A 23,224-nucleotide genomic window follows, 5' to 3' on the forward strand; every position below is an offset into this window, starting at 1 on the left:
CCCAAGCATGTGTTGTCCCCGTGTCAGGCCGGCGACCCGCTCCGGCAAGGTGCAAAAGCGGGTCGCAGGATCAGGTCAGGCAGGCGCCTTACGCCAGATGCTTGCCCACGATGCCGGCCAGCTCGAACATGTTCACGCTGTCCTTGCCGAAGACGGGCCGCAGTTTGTCATCGGCGCGGATGACGCGCTTGTCCTTGGGGTCCTGCAGGTTCTGGGCCTTGACGTATTCCCACAGCTTCTTGACCACTTCGGTACGCGCCACCGTGCCTTCGCCGATGACGGCGGCCAGGGCCGCGCTGGGCTGCAGCGTGCCGGCGGCCGGCTTGCGCGCGGTCTTGGTGGCGGTCTTGGTGGCCGTCTTTGCCGTGGTCTTGGCCGCGGCTTTCTTGGCAGGCGCCTTCTTGGCCGGCGCGCTCTTGGCGGCCGCCGTCTTGCGCGGCGGGTACTTGCTGTCGCGCTGCTCGAACTCGAAGTTCACCTTGCCGGCCGCGCCATCCCAGACCAGGAAGGCCTTGAAGCTGCGGCGCGTGCGGTTGGAGACGAACTTGTCCAGCAGGTCGGTCTTGCCGGTCTGCAGCAGCTTTTGCATCTGCTCGCGCTCTATGGGCTGCTGCAGGATGATCTGGCCGCTCTTGAAGTCGCAGCTGGGCGTGGCCTGGGCCAGCGTGGGCACGGCCTTGGCGCAGACGTAGTTGCTGCCGTGTTCGAAGACGGGCGCGCCGCACTTGGGGCAGGGGCCCAGCGATTGCTGGCTGGCAAAGTCCACCAGCTCGCCCGTGTCTTCGGAGGCGGCGTCGTCGCCAAAGTCGAACTCGAGCTTGTAGTTGCCGCCTTCCTCATCGTGCACGATGGTGACCTCGGCCACGAAGGGCCAGCCTGCCTTGGAGCGAAAGCCGTCCAGCGGGCCCAGGCGGCGGTCGCGCAGCAGTTGCTCGGCCTCGGCCGTCTCGAAGGTGCGGCCTGCAGGCGACTTGGTGAACGAGAAGCCGCAGCCCGCGCCCTGTCCGTCGCTGCCCGTGCAGCCGTAGCGGCGGTAGTTCTCCTTGACCACGCCGCCGCAGTTGGGGCAAGGCGTGGACAGGGTGGCGTAGTCGCCGGGCACGGTGTCTCGGTCGTATTCCTTGGCCTTCTTGACCAGCTTTTCCGTCATGGACTGGATCTGCTGCATGAAGGCATCGCGCGAGAGCTGGCCCTTTTCCATCTGCGCCAGCTTGTACTCCCATTCGCCGGTGAGGTCGGCGCGCGAGAGTTCTTCCACGCCCAGGCCACGCAGCAGGGTCATGAGCTGGAAGGCCTTGGCCGTGGGAATCAGCTCGCGGCCTTCGCGCAGCATGTACTTTTCGGTCAGCAGGCCTTCGATGATGGCCGCGCGCGTGGCAGGCGTGCCCAGGCCCTTTTCCTGCATGGCCTCGCGCAGCTCGTCGTCCTCGACCTGCTTGCCGGCGCTTTCCATGGCTCCCAGCAGCGTGGCTTCGGAGTAGCGCGCGGGCGGCTTGGTCTTGAGGCCCTTGGGATCGACCTGGCCGGCGCGCGGCTGCTCGCCGGGCTGCACCGCGACCAGAGGCTGGCCCTTGTCGCCGTCCTTGCCGCCTTCGACCTCGTTGGCGGCCTCCTTGCCGTAGATGGCCAGCCAACCGGGCTTGACCAGGATCTTGCCTTCGGTCTTGAAGCTGTGCTGCTCGACCTTGCTGATGCGCGTGGTCACCTGGTGCTCGGCGCTGGGGAAGAACACGGCCATGAAGCGGCGCACGACGAGGTCATAGAGCTTTTGCTCGGCCTCGGACAGGCCGCTGGGCGCCTGCGTGGTCGGGATGATGGCAAAGTGATCCGACACCTTGCTGTTGTCGAAGATGCGCTTGGTCGGGCGCACGTAGTTCTCGTCCAGCGCCTGCTGGGCAAAGGGTGCCAGGTGGCGCATGCCGCTGCCAGCCAGCATGGCGAAGGTCTGGTGCGCCACGGGCACGTAGTCCTCGGGCAGGGCACGCGAGTCGGTACGCGGGTAGGTCAGGGCCTTGTGGCGCTCGTACAGGCTTTGCGCCAGCGACAACGTGGTCTTGGCCGAGAAGCCGAACTTGCCGTTGGCCTCGCGCTGCAAACTGGTCAGGTCGAACAGCAGCGGGCTGGCCTGGGACGTGGGCTTGGACTCCTCGGTGACCTGGGCCGGCTTGCCGCGCACGGCGTCGGCAATGGCCTGGGCGTCGCGCTGGTTCCAGATGCGGTCGGCGCGGGCTTCCGCATCCTCGCTCTTCTTCCATTGCGTGTCGAACCACTTGCCCAGGTACTGCCCGGCCTGCGCATCGAAGGCGGCATGCACTTCCCAGTAGTCGCGGCTCACGAACTTGCGGATCTTTTCCTCGCGCTCCACCACCAGGGACAGCGTGGGCGTCTGCACTCGGCCCACGGTGGTCAGGAAGAAGCCGCCATCGCGCGAATTGAAGGCCGTCATGGCGCGCGTGCCGTTGATGCCCACCAGCCAGTCGGCCTCGGAGCGGCTGCGCGCGGCGCTGGCCAGGCCCAGCATCTGCGCGTCGCTGCGCAGGTTCTGGAAGCCGTCGCGGATGGCCTGCGGCGTCATGGACTGCAGCCACAGGCGCTTGACCGGCTTGCCCAGGCCCTTGCCGTCGGGCTTGGCGCCTGCGGCGTACTGCTCGATCAAGCGGAAGATCAGCTCACCCTCGCGGCCCGCGTCGCAGGCGTTGATGAGTTCGGTGACATCCTTGCGCTTGGCCAGCTTGACCACGGCATTGAGCCGGCTCTTGGTCTTGTCCACGGGCTTGAGGTCGAAATACGGCGGAATCACCGGCAGGTTGGCAAAACTCCATTTGCCGCGCTTGACGTCGAATTCCTCGGGTGCCTGGATTTCCACCAGGTGGCCCACGGCGCTGGTCACGACGTAGTGCTCGCTCTCGAAGTATTCATCGTGCTTGTCGAATTTGCCCGCCACCGGAGTCAACGCGCGGACGATGTCCTGCGCGACCGAAGGCTTCTCAGCAATCACCAGGGTCTTTGTCATTGTGTGTACTCGTCATTCCCCGCAGGACCTGCATGTCGCAGCCTGCGCTTCTACAATCCATGGCTCACGCGTGTACGTACGTGTACGCGCACGCGCATGTGTGCCTATTCAAGTTATCAGAGAAAACATGCCCCGCACAGCTTTGGCCCCTTCCGGCGGCCGCCGTATCCAGACCCGCCGCTCGGGTGTCCATGGCAAGGGCGTCTTCGCCGCGCAGGATCTTGCCGAAGGAGAGGTCCTTGTCGAGTACGTAGGGGAAATCGTCAGCTGGCAGGAAGCCCAGGACCGGCATCCGCACGACCCCAGCCAGCCCAACCATACCTTCTACTTCCACGTGGACGAAGACCGCGTGATCGACGCCAACTATGGCGGCAACTCCTCGCGCTGGATCAACCACAGCTGCGCTCCCAATTGCTACACCGACGAGCGCGATGGCCGGATTTTCATCGTCGCGCTGCGCAACATCGCCGCCGGCGAGGAGCTGAGCTACGACTACGGCCTGATCATCGACGAACCCTACACCAGGAAGCTGAAGGCCGAGTATCCATGCTGGTGCGGCGCAGCCACCTGCCGCGGCACGCTGCTGGCGCCCAAGCGCGGCTGGCGCCCGCCCATGCCCGGCGATGCATTGCCGGCCAGCGCAAAGCCGGCATCGGAACAATCTGAAAAGACAAAGCGGGCCAAAAAGCAGCAGGTCAAAGCGGAAAAGCCTTTGGAAAAGCCCTTGGAAAAGGCCCCCCAAAAGCCAAGGAAAAAATCCCGCAAATCCTCCACAAAGGCCGGCGCATGATGGCATCGTCCCCCATTCACTGGCCTGCGGAATCGCTGTGGCAGGCCATCGAGCCGCAGTTGCCGGGCTTTTCCGTGGAAATCGTGCCCAGCATCGGCTCGACCAATACCGAGCTGATGGCGCGCGCCCGCGATGGCCGCAACGAACCCGTGCTGCTGGTGACCGAAGTGCAGACCGCCGGCCGGGGCCGGCTGGGCCGCCAGTGGACCAGCGGCGTGGGCGATTCGCTGACCTTCTCGCTGGGCATGCCGCTGGCGCCTGCCGACTGGTCCGGCCTGTCGCTGGCCGTGGGCCTGAGCGTGGCGCAAAGCCTGCAGCCGCAATTGCCCGCCCCGGGCTCGCAGCGCCCGCGCATCGGCCTCAAATGGCCCAACGACCTGTGGATCGACGGCGACCGCAAGCTCGGCGGCATCCTGATCGAGACGGCCAGCTTTGTCGGCAGCGCCGCGCATGAGCCCGGCACGCCGCGCTACGTGGTCGTGGGCATCGGCCTGAACGTGCGCCCGCGCCCCGGCGACGGCATGCGCACGCCCCCGGCCAGCCTGCTGGAGCTGGACGAACGCCTGGACGCACCCACCGCCCTGGCCTGCGTGCTGCCGGGCCTGGTCTCCGACATACAGACCTTTGCCGCCCAGGGCTTTGCGCCGCTGGTGGAGCGCTTTGCCCAGCGCGACCTGCTGCGTGGCCGCGCCGTCAATCTCAGCGATGGCGAAAGCGGCACGGCCGAGGGCGTGGGCCCCGATGGCGCGCTGCTGGTGCGCACGGCGCGCGGCCTGCAGGCCGTCACCAGCTCGGAAATCAGCGTGCGCCCGGCTGCTGTAGGCTAGGGCGGGTGACTCATCACTAGGGCCCAAGAAACGACATGCTGCGAATCGCCTTCCTGCTGCTGGTGCTGGCCAATGCCGGCTACTACCTCTGGAACCACGGCCAGCTCCAGGCCCTGGGCCTGGCACCGCCATCCCAGACCGAGCCCGAGCGCCTGGGCCAGCAGGTGCGCCCGGAGGCGCTGAGCCTGCTGAGTGTGGACAACGCGCCGGCTCCCTCCTCGGCCACCCCGGGCACGGCTCCTGCATCCCCTGCGGCACCCGCCACACCCGCAGCACCCGCGGCTCCTGCCAGTGGCGAGGAACCCGCCGCACCGGCTCGCCCCGAGAAAGCCGCGGGCCAGCCCACCAGTTGCCTGGTGGCCACGGGCATCGAAGACCGCCATGCCGAGGCGCTGCGCCGCGGCCTCATCGCCCAGGTCGCCAGCGACCAATGGGACCTGAGCAGCACGCACCAGCCGGGCCGCTGGATGGTCTACATGGGCAAATTCCCCGATGCCGAGTTCCTGGAGCGCAAGCGGGCGGAACTGCGTGCACGCAAGATCGACTTTGACCGCGCGGGCGGCGCACTGGAGCCCGGCCTGTCGCTGGGTCGCTTCTCCTCCGAGGAAGCGGCCACGCGCGAGCTGACCAACGTTGCGCGCCAGGGCGTGCGCACGGCCCGCGTGGTGCAGGAGCGCCCCGACATCACCCTCTACACGCTGCGCCTGCCCCAGGCCACGCCCGCGCTGCGCAGCCAGGTCGAGTCCATGGGCGGCAAGGCCTTCGAGGGCAAGCCGTTCAGGCCCTGCTGAACCCCGCCAGGGCACGATGAAAAAAGGCCCGCGATCACAGGATCGCGGGCCTTTTGCATTTCACTCGCAGGGGCTTCAGAGCGTACGCGGATCGGTGGCCATCAGCTGCTCCACCAGCACCTTCAGGTCGGTGGTCAGGCGCAGGTAGCCGGCCTGGTCGAGATCCAGGGTCTGCTCGTTCATGTAGAGCTTGCGGTTGATCTCGATCTGGATGCTGTGGCGGTGCTCGGCGGGCTTGCCGTAGCGGCGCACCAGCTCCACGCCCTTGTAGGGATGGTTGTAGTCCACGCTGTAGCCGCGCTCGCGCAGGAAGGCGCAGATGCGCTCGGACAGCGCCGGGCTGGCCGTGCTGCCGTCGCGGTCGCCGATGACGAAGTCGGCATGGACCAGGCCCGGGTGCAGCGTGGCATGGCTGGCGGCGACGGAAGGCATGGAGTGGCAGTTGATATGGATGCTGTAGCCATGGCGCGCATGGGCGCCGTCGATGGCGCGCTCCACGGCGGCGTGGTAGGGCTTCCAGCAGCGCTCGATGCGCTGCAGCAGTTCAGCGGCGGGCAGCTGGCGGTCATAGATGGGCACGCCTTCATCGGTGAACTTCCAGATCAGGCCCTTGCCCAGGCGCACCTTCTGCAGCACGACCTGGTCGGTGGTGACGGGCAGCGGCCACTGGCCCTCGATCATGGTGGTGTCGATCTCGGTGGTGTCGCGGTTGGCATCCAGGTAGATGCGCGGGAAATGCGCCTCCACCCAGCTCACGCCCAGACCCGGTGCAAAGGCGTAGATCTTCTCCACATGCGTGTCCTCGGCCTGGCGCAGCGTGGCCAGCGGCAGGCAGGAGCCAAAGTCCGCCGGGTAGACCGTGCCGCTGTGCGGCGAGTCCAGCACCACGGCACTGGCGCCGGCAACGCTGGTGACCATGGGCGGCGCGGCATCGGCCGCGCCGGAGCCTGCCGCGCCGGGCAGGGATTGCAGGAAGTTCTGACTGATCAGTCGCAGGACGGGATGCATGAGATGTGTCTACTCGGTTGTGCAGACGCCACTCGCCGGGCGCACTCCATGAACAGGGCGCAGCCTCATATCAGGCACGCCCAGCAAGGGCCGTCCCGCAGCGAGGGCGTGGTCCCCCTCCCGCGAAGCGGGAGAGGGGGAAGGCGCGAAGCGGGAGAGGGGGAAGGCGCGAAGCGCCTCCGTGGGAGCCTTAATCCAGCTGGATCTGGGCCGTGGCGGCAATCTTCTTCATCTTGGCGACTTCGCTGGCGATCTGCTTGGTGAAAGCGTCGCTGCTGGTACCGGAGATGTACAGGCCCTGGGCCGCCATGCGCTTTTGCACGGCCGGGTCCTTGAGCGCGGCCGCGATGGCCTTTTGCACGCGGGCGATCTGCTCGGGCGGCGTGCTCTTGGGGGCCACCAGGCCGAACCACGAAGGATCGTTCAGGTCGGCATGGCCGGCTTCGGCGTAGGTCTGCACGTCGGGCAGCACGTCCAGGCGCTCATGCCAAGACACGGCCAGGGCCTTGACCTTGCCGCCCTTGATGTGGGGCAGCGAGGAAGCCACCTGGTCGAAGTACACGGGAACCTGGCCGCCGAGCACGTCGTTGATGGCCGGGCCTGCACCGCGGTACGGAATGTGCTGCATCTCGGTGCCCGTGCTCTTCATGAACTGGGCGCCCCACATGTGGCCGATGGTGCCGTTGCCGGGTGTTGCGAAGCTGACCTTGCCGGGGTTGGCCTTCAGGTACTTCACGAACTCGGCGAAGTTGTTGGCGGGCACCAGCTTGGGGTTGATCACGATCACGCCAGGCGCCTTGACGATCTCGGTCACGCCGACGAAGTCGTTGATGGCGTCGTAGGGCAGCTTCTTGAATACGGCGGGGTTCACGCCGTGTGTGGACAGCGTGGCAATGCCGAAGGTCACGCCGTCGGTGGCACGCGCCACTTCGGCCATGCCGATGGAGCCGCCAGCGCCGGCCTTGTTTTCGATCACCACGGCCTGGCCGCCCAGCAGCTTGGGCAGCACGTCCTGCATGTTGCGCGGGACCATGTCGGTGGAGCCACCAGCAGGGAACGGAACGACGATGCGCAGGGGACGGGATGTGTCCTGGGCGAAGGACATTCCAGGAACGACAGAAGAAGCGGCGATGGAAGCAAGGAAATGACGTCGTTGCATAGGATCTTTCTTACAAACAAGTTCAGATTAAAAGAAATCTGCTCACAAAAAAAGCAAATACTGTGCCTGTTAATATTCCAAACAGGAATACTTTCATCATATCCCTGTCATGAGTTTGCGCCGCCTCAACCCGCCCACGCATCTGCTGCGCGCTTTCTCCACCGTGGTGCGCTTCGGGGGCGTCTCGCGCGCGGCCGAAGCCTTGCACCTGACGCAAAGCGCAGTCAGCAAGCAGATCCAGGAGCTGGAGAAATGGGTGGGCGTGCCGCTGTTCGAACGCGAGCGCAAGCGCTTGAGGCTGACGCCCGCGGGCGAGCGCTATGAGCGCGCAGTGCGCGCCCTGCTGGGCCAGCTGGAGGCAGCCACCCTCGAACTCATCACCAGCGATGACAGCCGAGGCGCGCTGCACCTGTCATCGCTGCCGACTTTCGCGGCCAAGTGGCTGATCCCCAGGCTGCCCCAGTTTCAGCAGCGCTATCCACAGATCACGCTGCACTTTGTACCCTACGTACACAGCTACCAATTTGACAGTCCGGGGCTGGACTGCGCAATTTTGTTTGGCGACGGGCACTGGAATGGCGCGCATGCCCACTACCTGGTGGGCCGCCAGGTGGCGCTGATCGCACCGCCGCGCGGCGCGGGTCCCGAGGCACGCATCACCACGCCCCAGGACGTGGCGCGCTGCACCCGGCTGCGCCATGTGACCATTCCCGATGCCTGGGCGCGCTGGAGCGAGGCCCATGGCGTCAACGGCATCAGCCCCCTTGCGGGCCCGCAGTTCGACCAGTTCCAGACCATCATCCGCGCCGTCATGGCCGGCATGGGCATCGCCCTGGTGCCGCGCTGCCTGGTGCAGGACGAGATCGCGGCCGGCCTGGTGAACGAGCCCCTGCCCCAGCACGGCTACCAGAGCGCCCTGGGCTACTGGCTGTGCTATCCGGCCGACCGCGCCAACCACGGCACCCTGGGCATCTTCCGCAACTGGCTGGTGGACCATGCCGCGCAGACGCCGGGACGGATCGCGGTGGCGCCTGTGGCTCCCGGGGAATCTGCGGCAGCCGGGGAAGCCCCGCCACCTACGCCGCAGGCTTGGGCGACGGCGGCGAGCGCAGCGCCTTAAAGCGCACGCTGAAACGCGCACCCGGCGGCTGCTGGCCAGGATGCGCATCTTCCAGCACCACCTGGGCGCCATGCTGGCGCGCGATCTCCAGCACGATGGGCAGGCCCAGGCCCGAGCCATCGGCCTCCGAGCCCAGCACGCGGTAGAACGGCTGGAACACCAGCTCGCGCTCGGCCTCGGGCACGCCCGGTCCCGAATCCTCCACCTGCAGCAACAGGACCTGGCCGAAGGGGTCGGCCAGCACGCGCACCGTGACCATGCCGGGCCGGCTGCTGCTGGAAGGCGTGTAGTTGATGGCGTTGTCCACGAGATTGCGCACCAGCTCCGTCAGCAGCGTGGCGTTGCCCTGCAGCCAGACGCCCGTGGCCGATGACTCGGCGCCGTCGTATCCCAGGTCCACATGCTTGTCCATGGCGCGCGGCAGGCAGTCGCGCACCACGTCGGTGACGATGCGCACCAGGTTGCAGGGCTGCATGGCCAAGCCGCGGCCCACGCCGGCGCTCTCGGCTCGCGCCAGCGCCAGCAACTGGTTCACCGTGTGCGTGGCGCGGATGCTGGAGCGCGCGATCTGTGCCAGGGACTGCCGCAACTCCTCCGTGCTCACGCCCTCGCGCTGGGCCAGTTCGGCCTGCATGCGCAGCCCGGCCAGCGGTGTCTTGAGCTGGTGGGCCGCGTCGGCCAGGAAGCGCTTTTGCGTGGCCAGCGAATCACCGAGCCGGCCCAGCAGGTCGTTGACCGAGTCCACCAGCGGCACGACTTCCAGCGGCACGTCCTTGTGGTTGATGGGCGAGAGGTCCTCGGGCCGGCGCGCGCGGATGCGCTCCTCCAGCCGGTGCAGCGGCTTGATGCCGCGCGCCAGCGCCAGCCACACCAGCAAGGCGGCCAGGGGCAGGATGACGAACTGCGGCAGCATCACGCCCTTGATGATTTCCGTGGCCAGCACGCTGCGCTTTTCGCGCGTCTCGGCCACCTGGACCAGGGCCTGGGGCTCGTCGGGCAGGGGCATGCGCACCCAGACATGGGCCACGCGCAGGTCAATGCCGCGAAACTCCGCATCGCGCAGCTGCACGGCCCCGCCGGTCGGTGCACCGCCGGGCGATAGATCGCCGGATGGCGGATCGTCGGACTCAGGCGGCAGCGGCAGATCGCGCTCGCCGGCCAGGTACTCGCCCTTGACGCCCAGCACCTGGAAATACACGGTGTCCGACTCGTCGGCGCGCAGGATCTCGCTGGCCGATTGCGGCAGGTTGAACAGCACCTTGCCCTGCTGCACCATCACCAGCTGCGCCAGCGCCTGGGCGTTGTACTCCAGCGCGCGATCGAACGGCTTGTTGGCCAGGCCCTGGGCCACCAGCCAGGTCAGCGCCAGGCTCACGGGCCACAGCAGCAGCAGCGGCGTGAGCATCCAGTCAAGGATCTCGCCGAACAGTGAGCGCTGTTCACGCTGGAAGATTTTCATCGGCGGGCAGCCCTCACGACGGGTTCACGGCCCCGTGGCATCCGCCACTATGCGCAGGCAAGCCAACCCGGGCCTGACAGCCAGGGCAGCGGCCTCAGGAAGCGATCTTCTCAAGGCAGTAGCCCAGGCCGCGCACAGTGGCGATGCGGATGGGGCCGCGCTCTATCTTCTTGCGCAGGCGGTGGATATAGACCTCGATGGCGTTGTTGCTGACCTCGTCGCCCCATTCGCACAGGCGCTCGACCAACTGGTCCTTGCTGACCAGCCGGCCCGCACGCTGCAGCAGCACTTCCAGCAGGCCCAGCTCGCGCGCCGACAGCTCGACCATCTTGCCGTCTATGGTGGCCACGCGGCCGGCCTGGTCGTAGACCAGGGGGCCATGCTTGATGGTGCTGCTGGCGCCACCCATGCCGCGCCGCGTGAGCGCGCGCACACGCGCCTCCAGCTCGGACAGCGCAAACGGCTTGGCCATGTAGTCGTCGGCGCCGTAGTCCAGCCCCTGCACGCGCTCTTCCACGCTGTCGGCCGCCGTGAGGATCAGCACCGGCAGCGCATCGCCCCGGCCGCGCAGCTTCTTGAGCACTTCGAGCCCATGCATCTTGGGCAGACCCAGGTCCAGGATGAGCAGGTCGAATTCGCTGCTGGTCATCAGCGCGGTATCGGCCTCGCTGCCGTTGGCCACATGACTGACCACGGCGCCCGAGCCGCGCAGGCTGCGCAGCAGACCATCGGCCAGGACCTGGTCGTCTTCGGCAATCAGAATGCGCATGGGGTTGTCTCCTGAAATACAGACGCGCTCTGGATGTTGGAAATGCGCGCCGTTGATTCCTAGGATTCTAGGATGCGCCCCGCCCCACGGGCAGGGACCTTACCCGAGTGAGCCGCCGCCCGCATAGGCCTCCAGCCCCAGCGCCACCACGGTGGCGATGTCGTCGCCGACTTCCTCGCGGAACTCGGCCTCGGCCTGGGACACGGCGTCATGGAAGGCCTGCAGCCATGCCAGGCCCGCTGGCGTGAAGCGGATGCGGCGCGCGCGCGCATCGCGCTCGTCGCTCTCGCGCGTGACCAGGCCCCAGGCCTCGCACTGGGCCACCAGGTCGCCCATGGACTGCTTGGTCATGCCAGCGCGCTCGGCCAGGTCGGTGAGCCTGTCGCCAGCCAGCGACAGATGCCGCGTGATGTGGATGTGGGCCGCACCCACCTTGTCGCGCGCCGCAAGATTGGACAGCGCCAGCGGCACCTCCACATCGCGCGCCATGAGCTGCAGCACACGCGCGTCGAACCGCCGCATGGCATGGCCGAGCAGGCGGCCCAGGTGGGTCTGGCGCCAGGCGTCGGCGGGCGGCGTGACGGGGGAAAACTCACTCATGGATGCATTGTGGAGGCAAATCCAACAAGTCAGGAAAACTGACTAAAAACACCAACAAAACAAACCAACAAGCCCATAAACTACTGTTCAAGCATCCAGCCTGAATGCAAATACAGAGCTGAAACCCCAGCCAACCCAGGAGTCCGCATGAACACCGCCGTCACCACCGCCAACAGTGAAAAAGCCAAGGCCCTGCAGGCCGCACTCGCCCAGATCGAAAAGCAGTTCGGCAAGGGCACGATCATGCGCCTGGGTGAAGGCGAAGCCATCCAGGACATCCAAGTCGTCTCCACCGGCTCGCTGGGCCTGGACATCGCCCTGGGCGTTGGCGGCCTGCCCCGTGGCCGCGTGATCGAGATCTACGGCCCTGAATCCTCGGGCAAGACCACGCTGACGCTGCAGGTCATCGCCGAAATGCAAAAGCAGGGCGGCACCTGCGCCTTCATCGACGCCGAGCACGCACTGGACACCAGCTACGCCCAGAAGCTGGGCGTGAACCTCAACGAAGTGCTGATCAGCCAGCCCGATACCGGCGAGCAGGCCCTGGAAATCGTGGACAGCCTGGTGCGCTCGGGTGCCGTGGACATGATCGTCGTGGACTCGGTGGCCGCCCTCACACCCCGGGCCGAAATCGAAGGCGAGATGGGCGACCAGTTGCCCGGCCTGCAGGCCCGCCTGATGAGCCAGGCGCTGCGCAAGCTGACAGCCACCATCAAGAAGACCAACTGCATGGTCATCTTCATCAACCAGATCCGCATGAAGATCGGCGTGATGTTCGGCAGCCCCGAAACCACCACGGGCGGCAATGCGTTGAAGTTCTACGCCTCGGTCCGCCTGGACATCCGCCGCACCGGCACCATCAAGAAGGGCGACGAGGCCATCGGCAACGAGACCAAGGTCAAGGTCGTCAAGAACAAGGTCTCGCCTCCGTTCAAGACCGCCGAGTTCGACATCCTCTTCGGCGAGGGCATCTCGCGCGAAGGTGAAATCCTGGACATGGGCGTCAACGCCAAGATCCTCGACAAGTCGGGCGCCTGGTATGCCTACAACGGCGAGAAGATCGGCCAGGGCCGCGACAACGCCCGCGAATTCCTGCGCGAGAACAGTGGCCTGGCCGTGGAGATCGAGAACAAGGTGCGCGACAGCCTGGGCATTGCCCTGCTGCCCACGGCCGGTGGCGATGCCCCCGAAGCCAAGGCCGCCAAGGCGGGCAAGGCCAAGGCCGACAAGGACGGCGTGATCGAAGCCTGAGCGGCCTGACCCCTCACTGCAGGCGCTGCCGCGCCTGCACACACTGTGTTTGCCATCTTGGCGCAGGCTCACGTCTGCGCCTTTTTTATTCGGGACGATTCAGGAGACATTGCCGCATGGGATTCGCCAAGCTGTCGCTCAAGGGCCGGGCGCTCAAGCTGCTGGGCCAGCGCGAACATTCACGGCTGGAGCTGGAACGCAAGCTCGCCCCCCATGTGGAGGAAGGCGAAGACCTGGGCGCCATGCTCGACGCGCTGGAGCAGCGCGGCTTCATCAGTGCCCAGCGCGTGGCCGAGTCCGTGCTGCACCGCAAGGCCGCGCGCTTTGGCACGGCACGCGTGGTGCAGGAGTTGCGCAACAAGGGACTGGACGACGGACTGGTGCGCGCCGCCGCAGAGCAACTGCGCGCCACCGAACTGCAGCGCGCCCTTGCCGTATGGCGCCAGCGCTTCGGCGCACCACCGGCCACACCGCAGGAACGGCTCAAGCAGATGCGCTTTCTGGCTGCGCGCGGTTTTGGTGGAGAAATTGCGAGCAAGGTGCTGCGGGGGCGCAGCGAAGACTGGGACGCGGGAGCAGAGGACGTAGGCTAGTCTGCGCGCCGGGTAGCACCCCAGCACACCAGCGACCCCACGGTCACCAGCACCACGCCCTGCCAGAATCCCCAGCCCGGCTGCACCTGCAGCCAGGCACTGGCCAGCAGCGCCGAGAACACAGGCGTGAAGTACGAGGCTGCAGCCATCACGGCCAGATGCCCGTGCTGTATGCCGTGCTCCCAGCAGCTGTAGCCCAGGGCGGTGAGCCCGCCCACGGCCAGCAATTGCAGCACCACGGTGCCCGACCATTGCATGCCGCCTTCACCGCCCAGCCACAGCCATTTGATCCACAACGCCAGCGCAGTCCATATCAGGAAAAGGCCCACGGCATTGTGGCCACCGCCCCAGCGCCGCGCAGCCAGCGAATAGCAGGGCCACAGCAGGGCCGCGCCAAAAGCGAGTCCATACGCCAGCGGGTTGGACAGCATGTGGTCCGCCATGCCTCGCAGTTGCAGGGGATCACCGCCCAGTACTCGCGTCAGCCCCCACAGGCACAGCAGCACGCCGGGCCACAGCCACCAGCGCGCATGCTGCTGGCGCAGCAGCACGGCCAAAACGATGGTCAGGCTGGGCCACAGGTAATTGATCAGCCCCAGCTCCAGCGCCTGGGCGCGGTCCTGCGCCAGGCCAATCGCCAGCGACAGGCAGATCTCGTAGACCGCAAACAGCAGGCCGCAGCCCCAGAAGTAGGCCGGATGCATGGCCCGCCACTGCGAGGGCCTGGGCAGGCCGCGCACGGCGGCCACGCACAGTGCGCTGACCGTGTAGAGCATGGCGGCGCCGCCCACGGCGCCCAGCGGCTCGGCCACCGAGCGCATCAGGCCCACGGTGCAGCTCCAGCACACCACGGCCAGCAGTCCGATGGCGGTGGCCCGGCCAGCGGCCACGGGCGAGTTGTTCTGCAGGGAAGACACGTCGATGGCTGCGCGCGGCAGATCAGTGCGGCTGCAGCAGCTGGCGCAGCGAGTGGTACAGCGCATCCGAGCCATGCGCGGTGTTGTCCGCATCGAACGAGAACTCGTTGCTGGACTGCGTTCCCGTCGCATCCTCGGGCCGGGCTTCCATGAAGAAGGACAGGAAGCGCGCGCCCTGACGGCGGTGCATGGTCAGCACTTTCTCCAGCCGCTGCGGCGACAGGGCCACCAGCGGATGGAACTCCGTCACGCCATAGGCCGTGTGGCCATAGCGGCGCAGCATCTGGCCGACCAGCGGGCCGTAGGCATCTTCGCCGTACAGGCTGACACCCAGGGACAGCCCCGGCATGCGCTGCAGGCTGCGCTCCACGGCGTAGCGGTTGGCATCCCAGCTCGGATTCGCATGGGGGTTGAGCTGGTGGGCAAAGCGAGGAACCCGGCCCAGGCAGCCGTGGCCGATGTGCTCGGAAAAGCCCTGGATGTAGTCGGCCACCTGCTGCTCGCGGAAATCGTTCCAGTCCGTGACCAGCGGGTTGTAGAACAGCGCCAGCCGGTCCTGCGGGCTGTCCACCCAGAATTCCACGCCGTCCGGCAGCTTGCCGAAGTCGGGCAAGGCCTCGGCGGCATGGGGCCTGGGCTCGCCCTGGTTGCGGTCCATCACGGCGATCTGGCGCGTGGCCAGCAGGCCCAGGCTGCGTCCACCGGCCTGCAGTACCACATCGATGCGGTGCAGGCCCTCGCCCAGCGCCGGATAGCGGATGTCGGCACGCCAGCCCACATCGGGCGTGAGGAACCCGGGCTTGGCCTGTGCCACGTCCTGGCGGTGCATGTGCACGGGGGCGTGCGAGTAAGGATGCCCGTCCACGAAGACGGCCACGGCCAGCTGCTTTTGCAGCTTCGCATCGGGCGAGTGGACCCAGCCGGACACGGGCACGGTGCCGGCTGCATAGCTGTCGATGTGCTGGAAGAAGTTCTGCAGCGGCTCGCTGCGGATGTTGCGCGACGGCGGCTCGACCGCGTCGAAGCTGTCAAAGCCGGACTTCAGATGGGCATTGAGCCGCGCGATGTCGCCATAGCGCTGGCGCAGGAATGCATGGAAGCCCGCCACGGAGGCCGGGCTGTAGTCGGTGACCGCATAGCCTTCGGCCGCGAACCCCATGCCGGCCTCGAACCCCGGAAACAGCTGGTGCGTCTCGCCCAGCACGGTGAGGGCGCGCAGCTGGTGCATGGCGGCATCGCCTGCGGCGCACATGCGCTCGGCCAGGGCATCGACGACCAGTTTGCGCACGCGCGTGACTTCGTTGTCCTGCCGCGCGACCGACCACGGGAAGATGCGCGCGCCCAGATAGCTGTCCAGCGGCAGCGGCCCCTTGGGTGTCCACGCAAGATTGGCGGGATCGGCGGCCAAGCGCTCCTCGGCCTTGGAGTGCACCTCGAAATGCGTGGCGAACAGATACAGCACCACGGGCCGGTGCGCCTGCGCCACCGTGCGCACCACGCGGTCCAGCGCCTCGCCCCGGACTTCCCAGGCCTGGCCATTCCACTGCACATAGCGCAGCAGCGGCACGCTGAGCGTATAGCCCAGGTCCAGTTCACCCTGGGGCCGGCCCAGGCGCTGCAGCGTGGCTTTCACCATTTCTGCGGCCGAGCCCTGCGGACCCAGGCAACTGGCGGGTATCTGCTGAAATTCCTTGGGAAAATCCTCGCGCAGCCCGTCCTGCACCAGACAGGCCTCCATATTGCCCAGCAGCGGACTGAGCAGCAGGCGCGATGAAGACGGCAATGCCGGCCGCATCTTCCAGGCAAACACAACGACCAGCAGGCACAGCACGGCCAGGGCCAGGACATGGCCCCAGACCGGACTGCGCCGGCCGGGCAGGGACGCGGACGGTGGCGTGGCCGGGCTCACAGGCCCAGCATGATCTGCAGGTTCTGCACGGCGGCGCCGCTGGCGCCCTTGCCCAGGTTGTCCAAACGGGCGATCAGCACGGCCTGGCGGTACTGCTCATTGGCGAACACGCGCAGCTCCAGCTTGTTGGTGTCCGTCAGCGTGTCGGCGGCCAGCTTCATGTCCTCGGTCGGCGGCAGCACCGACACCCATTGCTCCGGCGTGTTGGTGGCCGCGTAGTGGGAGGCCAGCGCATCGTGCAGGTCGGCCGCCTTGGGCGCGCCCGGCAGCAGGTCCAGATGCAGCGGCAGCTGCACCAGCATGCCCTGGCGGAAATTGCCCACGGCGGGAATGAACACCGGGCGGCGCGTCAGGCCGGTGTATTGCAGGATCTCGGGAATGTGCTTGTGCGTCAGGCCCAGCGCGTAGGCCTCGTAAGGCGCGGCCGTGCCGGCCTCATAGGCTTCGATCATGCTGCGGCCGCCGCCCGAATAGCCGGACACCGAGGGCAGGCTCAGGCCATGGTCGGCGGGGATGAGGCCCGCGGCAACCAGCGGGTGCAGCAGCGCGATGGCTCCCGTCGCATAGCAGCCGGGGTTGGACACGCGCTTGGCAGTCTTGACCGCCTCAAGCTGGCCGGCACGCAGCTCCGGAAAGCCATACACCCAGTCGGGCGCCACACGGTGGGCCGTGGATGCATCGATGATCTTGATGGTGCGGCCGGTCTCGGCCTCGATGGAATCGACCATGGCCACGGTCTCGCGCGCGGCATCGTCATGCAGGCACAGGATGACCAAGTCCACGCCGGCGATCAGCGCACGCTTGGCGGCAGGATCCTTTCGCAGCTCGGGGGCAATGCTGACCAGCTCCACGCCGGACAGATCGACCAGACGCTCACGGATCTGCAGCCCTGTCGTGCCTGCTTCGCCATCGATAAAGACTTTTGCCATCGCTGTATTTCTCCTGCTGCGCGGCCCTCCTGGAGCCGCTGCGGCACCATTGCCGCGTTCCAGCTGCGGATTCTCACCGAAACCGGGTCCCCCTGCGCCCGTTGTCGCAAAACGGTTGGCAGTGGCGATCAAGGGCGCGCTGACATGCGCCTGTTACAAACGGCGGGCAGCGCCGTCTGCAGATCCTCTATAAGACAAAAGAGCTGTGGTGCCTGAAAGAAATGTCGGGAAACCGTCTTTTCCCTGACATATCAATGCATTGCACAGTTCCTGGCATGCTGCTTGGCCCGCAGGAAATTGTGGATTCTGCGCATGGGGGCGTGTCGGATGGCGCAGTGCAGCATGGTACATTCGGCGATTGCCAGGTCACTCCGCCTTGAGGCAGCACCCCAGGGCTACCGGGTCAATCCCCCCCTATTTGTTTGAGAGAGACATCATGAAGATTCATGAATACCAAGGCAAGGACATCTTGCGTCAGTTTGGTGTGCCTGTACCTCGCGGTATCCCTGCGTTCACAGTGCAAGAGGCCGTCGAGGCCGCCCAGAAGCTCGGCGGCCCCGTGTGGGTCGTGAAGGCCCAGATCCACGCTGGTGGTCGCGGCAAGGGCGGCGGCGTGAAGGTTGCCAAGAGCATTGACGACGTCAAGGCACTGGCTGGCCAGATCCTGGGCATGCAGCTGGTCACGCACCAGACCGGCCCCGAAGGCCAGAAGGTCCGCCGCCTGTACATCGAAGACGGCGCCGACATCCAGAAGGAATACTACCTGTCGTGCGTGACCGATCGCGGCACGCAGAAGGTGGCCTTCATCGCTTCCAGCGAAGGCGGCATGGACATCGAGGAAGTGGCCCACTCCACTCCCGAGAAGATCATCACCATCTTCGTTGATCCCCTGGTCGGCCTGACCCAGGCGCAAGGCGAAGAACTGGCCAAGGGCATCGGCATGCCTGCCGACTCCACCGCCCAGTTCATCGACATCTGCCAGAAGCTCTACAAGTGCTACATGGACACGGATGCCTCGCTGGTCGAGATCAACCCGCTGAACCGTGACAGCAAGGGCAACGTGGTTGCCCTGGACGCGAAGTTCAACTTCGACGCCAACGCCCTGTTCCGCCTGCCCGAAATCGTGGCCCTGCGCGACCTGGACGAAGAAGATCCCGCTGAAGTCGAAGCCTCCAAGTTCGATCTGGCCTACATCTCGCTGGACGGCAACATCGGCTGCCTGGTCAACGGTGCAGGTCTGGCCATGGCCACCATGGACACCATCAAGCTGTTCGGCGGCGAGCCGGCCAACTTCCTGGACGTGGGCGGCGGCGCCACCCCCGAGAAGGTCACCGAAGCCTTCAAGATCATGCTCAAGAACCCCAAGGTCGAAGGCATTCTGGTCAACATCTTCGGCGGCATCATGAAGTGCGACACCATCGCCACCGGCGTGATCACTGCCTGCAAGGCCGTGAACCTGCAAGTGCCCCTGGTCGTGCGCATGAAGGGCACGAACGAAGAACTGGGCAAGAAGATGCTGGCCGAGTCCGGCCTGCCCATCATCAGCGCCGACACGATGGCCGAAGCGGCCACCAAGATCGTCGAAGCCGTCAAGTAAGCAGGCCCGGAGAAAACACCATGTCGATCTACATCAACAAAGACACCAAGGTCATCACCCAAGGCATCACGGGCAAGACGGGCCAGTTCCACACTGAAAAGTGCATTGAATACGCGAACGGCAAGAACTGCTTCGTGGCCGGTGTGAACCCCAAGAAGGCCGGCGAAAAGATCTTCGACGTGCCAATCTACGCCTCCGTCAAGGAAGCCGCGCAAGGCACGGGCGCCACGGTCTCCGTGATCTACGTTCCCCCCGCAGGCGCTGCCGCCGCGATCTGGGAAGCCGTGGAAGCAGACCTGGACCTGGCCATCTGCATCACCGAAGGCATCCCCGTCCGTGACATGCTGGAAGTGCGCAACAAGATGCGCGCCAAGGAAGCCGCAGGCGGCAAGCGCACCCTGCTGCTGGGCCCCAACTGCCCCGGCCTGATCACGCCCGACGAGATCAAGATCGGCATCATGCCCGGCCACATCCACAAGAAGGGCCGCATCGGCGTGGTCAGCCGCTCCGGCACGCTGACCTATGAAGCCGTGGCACAGCTGACCGAACTGGGCATTGGCCAGTCGTCGGCCGTGGGCATCGGCGGTGACCCGATCAACGGTCTCAAGCACATCGACGTGATGAAGGCCTTCAACGACGATCCCGACACCGACGCCGTCATCATGATCGGCGAAATCGGCGGTCCCGACGAAGCCGAAGCTGCCCGCTGGTGCAAGGACAACATGAAGAAGCCGATCGTCGGCTTCATCGCTGGTGTCACCGCCCCTCCCGGCAAGCGCATGGGCCACGCCGGCGCGCTGATCTCCGGCGGTGCCGACACGGCCGACGCCAAGCTGGCCATCATGGAAGAGTGCGGTTTCGTCATCACCCGCAATCCTTCCGAAATGGGTCGCCTGCTCAAGGGCCTGATCTAAGCGACACCGGTTCTGCGTGACATCCTGGGGTTCGCCCCAGGAAAAAATTACGCAGAATTACGAATCGGTAAGGCGGCAAGTCCGCCCTACACTGACGACTCCAAAAAAGAAAAAGCGCCAGAGGCCACCGCCCTGGCGCTTTTCAACTCATAACAGTGGAGAAACCATGGAATACCTGCAAAGCGCCGATTTCTGGATCGGCCTGTTGAAGATCGTCTGGATCAACATCATTCTGTCTGGCGACAACGCCGTCGTCATCGCCCTCGCAGCACGCTCGCTGCCCCCCGCACAGCAAAAGAAAGCCGTCATGTTCGGCTCCGGCGCCGCCGTGGTGCTGCGGATCATCCTGACCGTGGTCGCGGCCAAGCTGCTGGAGCTGTCCTTCCTGCAGATCGTGGGCGGCTGCCTGCTGCTGTGGATCGGCCTGCAACTGCTGACCGGCGAAGAAGATGATGAAGGCGAATCCAAGGGACACGGCAGCATGATGGTCGCCATCCGCACCATCCTGATCGCCGACCTGGTGATGAGCCTGGACAACGTGATTGCCGTGGCCGCCACGGCGCAAGGCAACATGGTCCTGCTGATCCTGGGCTTGGCCATCAGCATCCCGCTGGTGATCTTCGGCTCCACGCTGATGATCAAGCTCATGGAGCGCTTCCCCGTCATCATCACGCTGGGCGCTGCCCTGATCGGCTGGGTCGGCGGAGAAACCATCGTCAACGACCGCCTGCTGCACGACTACGCCATCAGCCACCCCTGGCTGCACTACGTGGCGGCTGCCGCCGGTGCCGTGCTGGTCGTCGGCATTGGCAAGCTCCTGCAGTCACGCTCCGGCGCCAAGCACGCGGCACAGGCCTGATACCGCCGCAGGCGGCTCCTCGCCACCTCCACAACGCACTGCCTCGGCAGTGCGTTTTTGCTTTGTGAGGGTCCGTTCTTGATGTGGCGTCAAGCTGACGAGCCGCTACGCCGGCCCATTCTTGGCACTTGGGGGCACTGTTTTCATTTACGCTGTGCACCGGCTTCACCATTGCATCTGCACACAGGGACTGATGGCAACACCGCCGCGCCCGCCCTTCGCCACCATGCCCAGCGCACCCAAGACCCCGGACCAGCCCTGCCGACAGGCAGTCCCTGCGCAACACTGCGCCATGGTTGCGCGCACCGATGTGGGCCGGCGCCGTGACAACAACGAGGATGCGGTCACCATCCACCCCAGCGCCCAGCCCTGGCCCATTGCGGTGCTGGCCGATGGCATGGGCGGCTACAACGCTGGCGAAGTCGCCAGCGCCATGGCCATCAGCCTGGTCTCAGTGGCACTGCAAAGCGTAGCCACCGAGGCACCGGCAGCCAACACTCCACAAGCCCGCAAGGAATTGCAGCAGTCACTGGCCAATGCCTTGAACCTGGCCAACGCCGCCATTCTTACAGCCGCCCGGGAAACACCGGGCTGCCGCGGCATGGGCACCACCATCATTGCCGCAGCCCTGCTGCCAGGCCTGCTGATGCTCGCCCACCTTGGCGACTCGCGGGCCTACGGCTGGCGCGAGGGTCAACTGCTGCGCCTCACCCGAGACCACACCTGGCTCCAGGAAGAAATCGACGCAGGCCGCATCCAGGACCACGAAGCCCGGCAATCCGGCCTGGGCCACCTGCTCACCCAGGCCCTGGGCGTCACGCCGGACGTCACGCCCGATTTCAATGAGTGGCCGCTGCAACCCGGCGACCGCATCCTGCTGTGCTCCGACGGCCTCACCGACATGCTCGATGACCAAGCCATCGCCGCCCTGTTCACCCAATCCAGCCCGCTGCCCGTCTTGCTGACCTCGCTGCTCGCTGCCGCCAATGAAGCCGGCGGAAACGACAACATCAGCGCGGCGCTGATCGAGATACAGGCCGGCCCGCCCCCTGCAGCCAGCACTTCCCTCGATTGAGCCCCACACAGCGATCGACGGCAGATCCCAACCGATGGACGCGCTTGCCTGCACCGCCCTTGCAGGTTCCAATTGTTAAAAATGATTGCAAATCCAACAATCAGGAAAAGACAATCCATAGTCTGTATCAAATACGATGGCAGACCTCGGCGCGCGCAGGCCGCAGACATAATATTTGGATACACCCCAGCTCCGGATCGCCCAGTGGATGGTGCAAGCCGGGCATAACAAAGGAACTTTGAGCATGCCGACCCTGGTCATCTCCATCGACGGCGCCGTCATCAAGGAAGTGCAGCTGGCCAAGGAGCGCACCACGCTGGGACGCCGCCCCTACAACGACATCGTGATCGACAACCTCGCCGTCAGCGGCGAGCACGCCGTTCTCAGCATCGTCGACGGCACCGTCATCATCGAAGACCTGCGCAGCACCAACGGCACCTATGTCAACGGCCAGCCCATACTGCGGCAGACCCTGAACCACGGCGACCTGCTGGACATCGGCAAGTACAAGATCCGCTTCGTGCAACAGCAGGTCAGCGCGTCCTCACGCTCGGCCCTGGCCGCCATCGCCGCCGCAGTCGAGGCAACCCGCCCAGCCCCCTTGGCGGAAGACCTGCCATCGCAGTTCAGCACCCAGACCCCCTCAGGCTTCGACCACACCCTGCCGCCTTCGATGGCCGGCCTGGCCACACGCCAGGCTGCCATCCGCATGCTCAACGGCAACGCCGCCGGCCGCGAAGTACCACTGGTCAAAGTCGTCACCACCCTGGGCAAGCCCGGCGTGGCGGTCGCCTCCATCACCCAGAAGCACCACGGCTTCGTGCTGGCCCAGCTGGAAGGCGACTCCCCCAGCCTCAAGCTCAACGGCCAGGAAATCGGCCGCCGTGCCATGCCGCTGCAACATGGCGACACGGTGGAACTGGCAGGTACGCAGATGCAGTTCCTGGTGGCGTGAGGGACCCTCTTGATCCACTGACAAGGTTCGCTGTTGCTTCGTTGGAAAGCGCCCCATCCTTGACAAAAATGTCACGCAAAATTGGATCGATTTGTCAGAGAATGTCGGCCAACCGTGTAATTTGCAACCAAACAATACACATGCGCGAACCTTGGCCTCAAGGCGCGACTGGCACGGCTCTTGCTCGACAGAGCATGCAATCAACCCCCTATGAGGAGAAGTTCATGAAGCGTTCCATCCAGCAAGGTTTTACCTTGATCGAATTGATGATCGTTGTGGCGATCATCGGCATTTTGGCAGCCGTTGCGCTGCCGGCTTATCAGGATTACACGGTGCGTTCCAAAGTGTCGGAAGGCCTGACCCTGGCAGCCTCTGCCAAGACCGCCGTCTCGGAGCACCGTCTGAGCCAAGGCACCTGGCCCGCCACCAGCGCTGCTGCTGGCTACACTTCCCCCAACACAAAGTATGTGAGCGGCATCACCATTCAAGATGGCTTGATTACCATCACATACAAGACAGGCTCTTCCGGCTCTGGCGTTGCTAGCGGCAATGACAAGCTGGTGCTCTCGGCTCTGTCGGTTGTCGGTGCCGTGGACTGGAAGTGCAAGCGCCCTGCCGCCAACCCTGTGGATGCCAAGTACCTGCCGGCCAACTGCCGCCAGAGCTAATCCGTTCTGCCTGATGGCATG

Annotated in this window: 21 protein-coding genes; 12 read left to right on the forward strand and 9 right to left on the reverse strand. The window is 65.8% G+C overall.

Going from position 1 to position 23,224, the window contains the following annotated elements; genetic code table 11:
* Positions 1 to 88 precede the first annotated feature (88 nt).
* Positions 89 to 3,013, reverse strand: coding sequence for a DNA topoisomerase III (locus DA1_RS14840; RefSeq protein WP_034389805.1), 2,925 nt, complete (start codon positions 3,011 to 3,013; stop codon positions 89 to 91).
* 127 nt (positions 3,014 to 3,140) lie between these two features.
* Here DA1_RS14840 and DA1_RS14845 point away from each other — a divergent pair, with 127 nt between their 5' ends.
* The 3 genes from DA1_RS14845 to DA1_RS14855 are packed head-to-tail and all read left to right on the forward strand — an operon-like array spanning position 3,141 to position 5,421.
* Positions 3,141 to 3,803 carry an SET domain-containing protein gene (locus tag DA1_RS14845; RefSeq protein WP_013804571.1) on the forward strand — a complete coding sequence of 221 codons (663 nt, stop codon included), beginning with the start codon at positions 3,141 to 3,143 and terminating at the stop codon, positions 3,801 to 3,803.
* Positions 3,800 to 4,630 carry a biotin--[acetyl-CoA-carboxylase] ligase gene (locus tag DA1_RS14850; protein ID WP_034389803.1) on the forward strand — a complete coding sequence of 277 codons (831 nt, stop codon included), beginning with the start codon at positions 3,800 to 3,802 and terminating at the stop codon, positions 4,628 to 4,630. Before DA1_RS14845 ends, DA1_RS14850 begins: the two co-directional genes overlap by 4 nt.
* 35 nt (positions 4,631 to 4,665) lie before the next feature.
* On the forward strand, positions 4,666 to 5,421 hold the full coding sequence (locus tag DA1_RS14855; RefSeq protein ID WP_034389802.1) for a hypothetical protein: 756 nt from the start codon (positions 4,666 to 4,668) through the stop codon (positions 5,419 to 5,421).
* A 75-nt stretch (positions 5,422 to 5,496) separates the two neighbouring features.
* Here the strand turns inward: DA1_RS14855 and DA1_RS14860 are convergent, their stop codons facing one another.
* Positions 5,497 to 6,429 carry an N-formylglutamate amidohydrolase gene (locus DA1_RS14860; RefSeq protein WP_034389801.1) on the reverse strand — a complete coding sequence of 311 codons (933 nt, stop codon included), beginning with the start codon at positions 6,427 to 6,429 and terminating at the stop codon, positions 5,497 to 5,499.
* Between the two features lie 190 nt (positions 6,430 to 6,619).
* Positions 6,620 to 7,588, reverse strand: coding sequence for a Bug family tripartite tricarboxylate transporter substrate binding protein (locus DA1_RS14865; RefSeq protein WP_012202811.1), 969 nt, complete (start codon positions 7,586 to 7,588; stop codon positions 6,620 to 6,622).
* Between the two features lie 109 nt (positions 7,589 to 7,697).
* Here DA1_RS14865 and DA1_RS14870 point away from each other — a divergent pair, with 109 nt between their 5' ends.
* Positions 7,698 to 8,708 (forward strand): LysR substrate-binding domain-containing protein, encoded by a 1,011-nt coding sequence (locus DA1_RS14870; RefSeq protein ID WP_034389800.1) that lies wholly within the window; start codon positions 7,698 to 7,700, stop codon positions 8,706 to 8,708.
* Here the strand turns inward: DA1_RS14870 and DA1_RS14875 are convergent.
* The 3 genes from DA1_RS14875 to DA1_RS14885 form a co-directional block, all read right to left on the reverse strand.
* The gene (locus DA1_RS14875; protein WP_034389798.1) at positions 8,665 to 10,167 is read right to left on the reverse strand and encodes a sensor histidine kinase; all 1,503 of its coding nucleotides are present in this window, start codon (positions 10,165 to 10,167) and stop codon (positions 8,665 to 8,667) included. The two genes, DA1_RS14870 and DA1_RS14875, sit on opposite strands and share 44 nt — an antisense overlap.
* 94 nt (positions 10,168 to 10,261) lie before the next feature.
* Positions 10,262 to 10,936: a response regulator gene (locus DA1_RS14880; protein WP_012202808.1), complete on the reverse strand. Its 675-nt coding sequence runs from the start codon at positions 10,934 to 10,936 to the stop codon at positions 10,262 to 10,264.
* A gap of 99 nt (positions 10,937 to 11,035) precedes the next feature.
* The gene (locus DA1_RS14885; RefSeq protein WP_012202807.1) at positions 11,036 to 11,536 is read right to left on the reverse strand and encodes a MarR family winged helix-turn-helix transcriptional regulator; all 501 of its coding nucleotides are present in this window, start codon (positions 11,534 to 11,536) and stop codon (positions 11,036 to 11,038) included.
* A 147-nt stretch (positions 11,537 to 11,683) separates the two neighbouring features.
* Here DA1_RS14885 and recA point away from each other — a divergent pair, with 147 nt between their 5' ends.
* Positions 11,684 to 12,787 (forward strand): recombinase RecA, encoded by a 1,104-nt coding sequence (gene recA / locus DA1_RS14890; protein ID WP_012202806.1) that lies wholly within the window; start codon positions 11,684 to 11,686, stop codon positions 12,785 to 12,787.
* A gap of 116 nt (positions 12,788 to 12,903) precedes the next feature.
* The gene (recX, locus tag DA1_RS14895; protein ID WP_034389797.1) at positions 12,904 to 13,380 is read left to right on the forward strand and encodes a recombination regulator RecX; all 477 of its coding nucleotides are present in this window, start codon (positions 12,904 to 12,906) and stop codon (positions 13,378 to 13,380) included.
* On the opposite strand, the gene yddG is transcribed toward recX, so the two are convergent.
* The 3 genes from yddG to argC are packed head-to-tail and all read right to left on the reverse strand — an operon-like array spanning position 13,377 to position 17,135.
* Entirely contained in the window at positions 13,377 to 14,297 is a 921-nt protein-coding gene (gene yddG, locus DA1_RS14900) for an aromatic amino acid DMT transporter YddG (protein ID WP_034398072.1), read from the reverse strand. The genes recX and yddG overlap by 4 nt on opposite strands.
* 22 nt (positions 14,298 to 14,319) lie before the next feature.
* On the reverse strand, positions 14,320 to 16,206 hold the full coding sequence (locus DA1_RS14905) for a hypothetical protein (protein ID WP_034389795.1): 1,887 nt from the start codon (positions 16,204 to 16,206) through the stop codon (positions 14,320 to 14,322).
* Positions 16,203 to 17,135 carry an N-acetyl-gamma-glutamyl-phosphate reductase gene (argC, locus tag DA1_RS14910; RefSeq protein WP_034389794.1) on the reverse strand — a complete coding sequence of 311 codons (933 nt, stop codon included), beginning with the start codon at positions 17,133 to 17,135 and terminating at the stop codon, positions 16,203 to 16,205. Before argC ends, DA1_RS14905 begins: the two co-directional genes overlap by 4 nt.
* Before the next feature lie 436 nt (positions 17,136 to 17,571).
* Here argC and sucC point away from each other — a divergent pair, with 436 nt between their 5' ends.
* From sucC to DA1_RS14940, 6 genes are all read left to right on the forward strand, one after another.
* Positions 17,572 to 18,732, forward strand: coding sequence for an ADP-forming succinate--CoA ligase subunit beta (gene sucC, locus DA1_RS14915; RefSeq protein WP_012202801.1), 1,161 nt, complete (start codon positions 17,572 to 17,574; stop codon positions 18,730 to 18,732).
* 20 nt (positions 18,733 to 18,752) lie between these two features.
* Entirely contained in the window at positions 18,753 to 19,646 is an 894-nt protein-coding gene (sucD, locus tag DA1_RS14920) for a succinate--CoA ligase subunit alpha (protein WP_012202800.1), read from the forward strand.
* Positions 19,647 to 19,812: 166 nt separating this feature from the next.
* The gene (locus tag DA1_RS14925; RefSeq protein WP_013804582.1) at positions 19,813 to 20,505 is read left to right on the forward strand and encodes a TerC family protein; all 693 of its coding nucleotides are present in this window, start codon (positions 19,813 to 19,815) and stop codon (positions 20,503 to 20,505) included.
* Between the two features lie 292 nt (positions 20,506 to 20,797).
* Positions 20,798 to 21,580, forward strand: a complete 783-nt coding sequence (locus DA1_RS14930) for a PP2C family protein-serine/threonine phosphatase (protein ID WP_034389793.1) — start codon at positions 20,798 to 20,800, stop codon at positions 21,578 to 21,580.
* A 244-nt stretch (positions 21,581 to 21,824) separates the two neighbouring features.
* Positions 21,825 to 22,535 (forward strand): FHA domain-containing protein, encoded by a 711-nt coding sequence (locus DA1_RS14935; protein WP_013804584.1) that lies wholly within the window; start codon positions 21,825 to 21,827, stop codon positions 22,533 to 22,535.
* 224 nt (positions 22,536 to 22,759) lie between these two features.
* Positions 22,760 to 23,203, forward strand: coding sequence for a pilin (locus DA1_RS14940; protein ID WP_034389792.1), 444 nt, complete (start codon positions 22,760 to 22,762; stop codon positions 23,201 to 23,203).
* Positions 23,204 to 23,224: the final 21 nt, after the last annotated feature.

The organism is Delftia acidovorans NBRC 14950 (assembly GCF_001598795.1).
Classification (GTDB): domain Bacteria; phylum Pseudomonadota; class Gammaproteobacteria; order Burkholderiales; family Burkholderiaceae_C; genus Comamonas; species Comamonas acidovorans.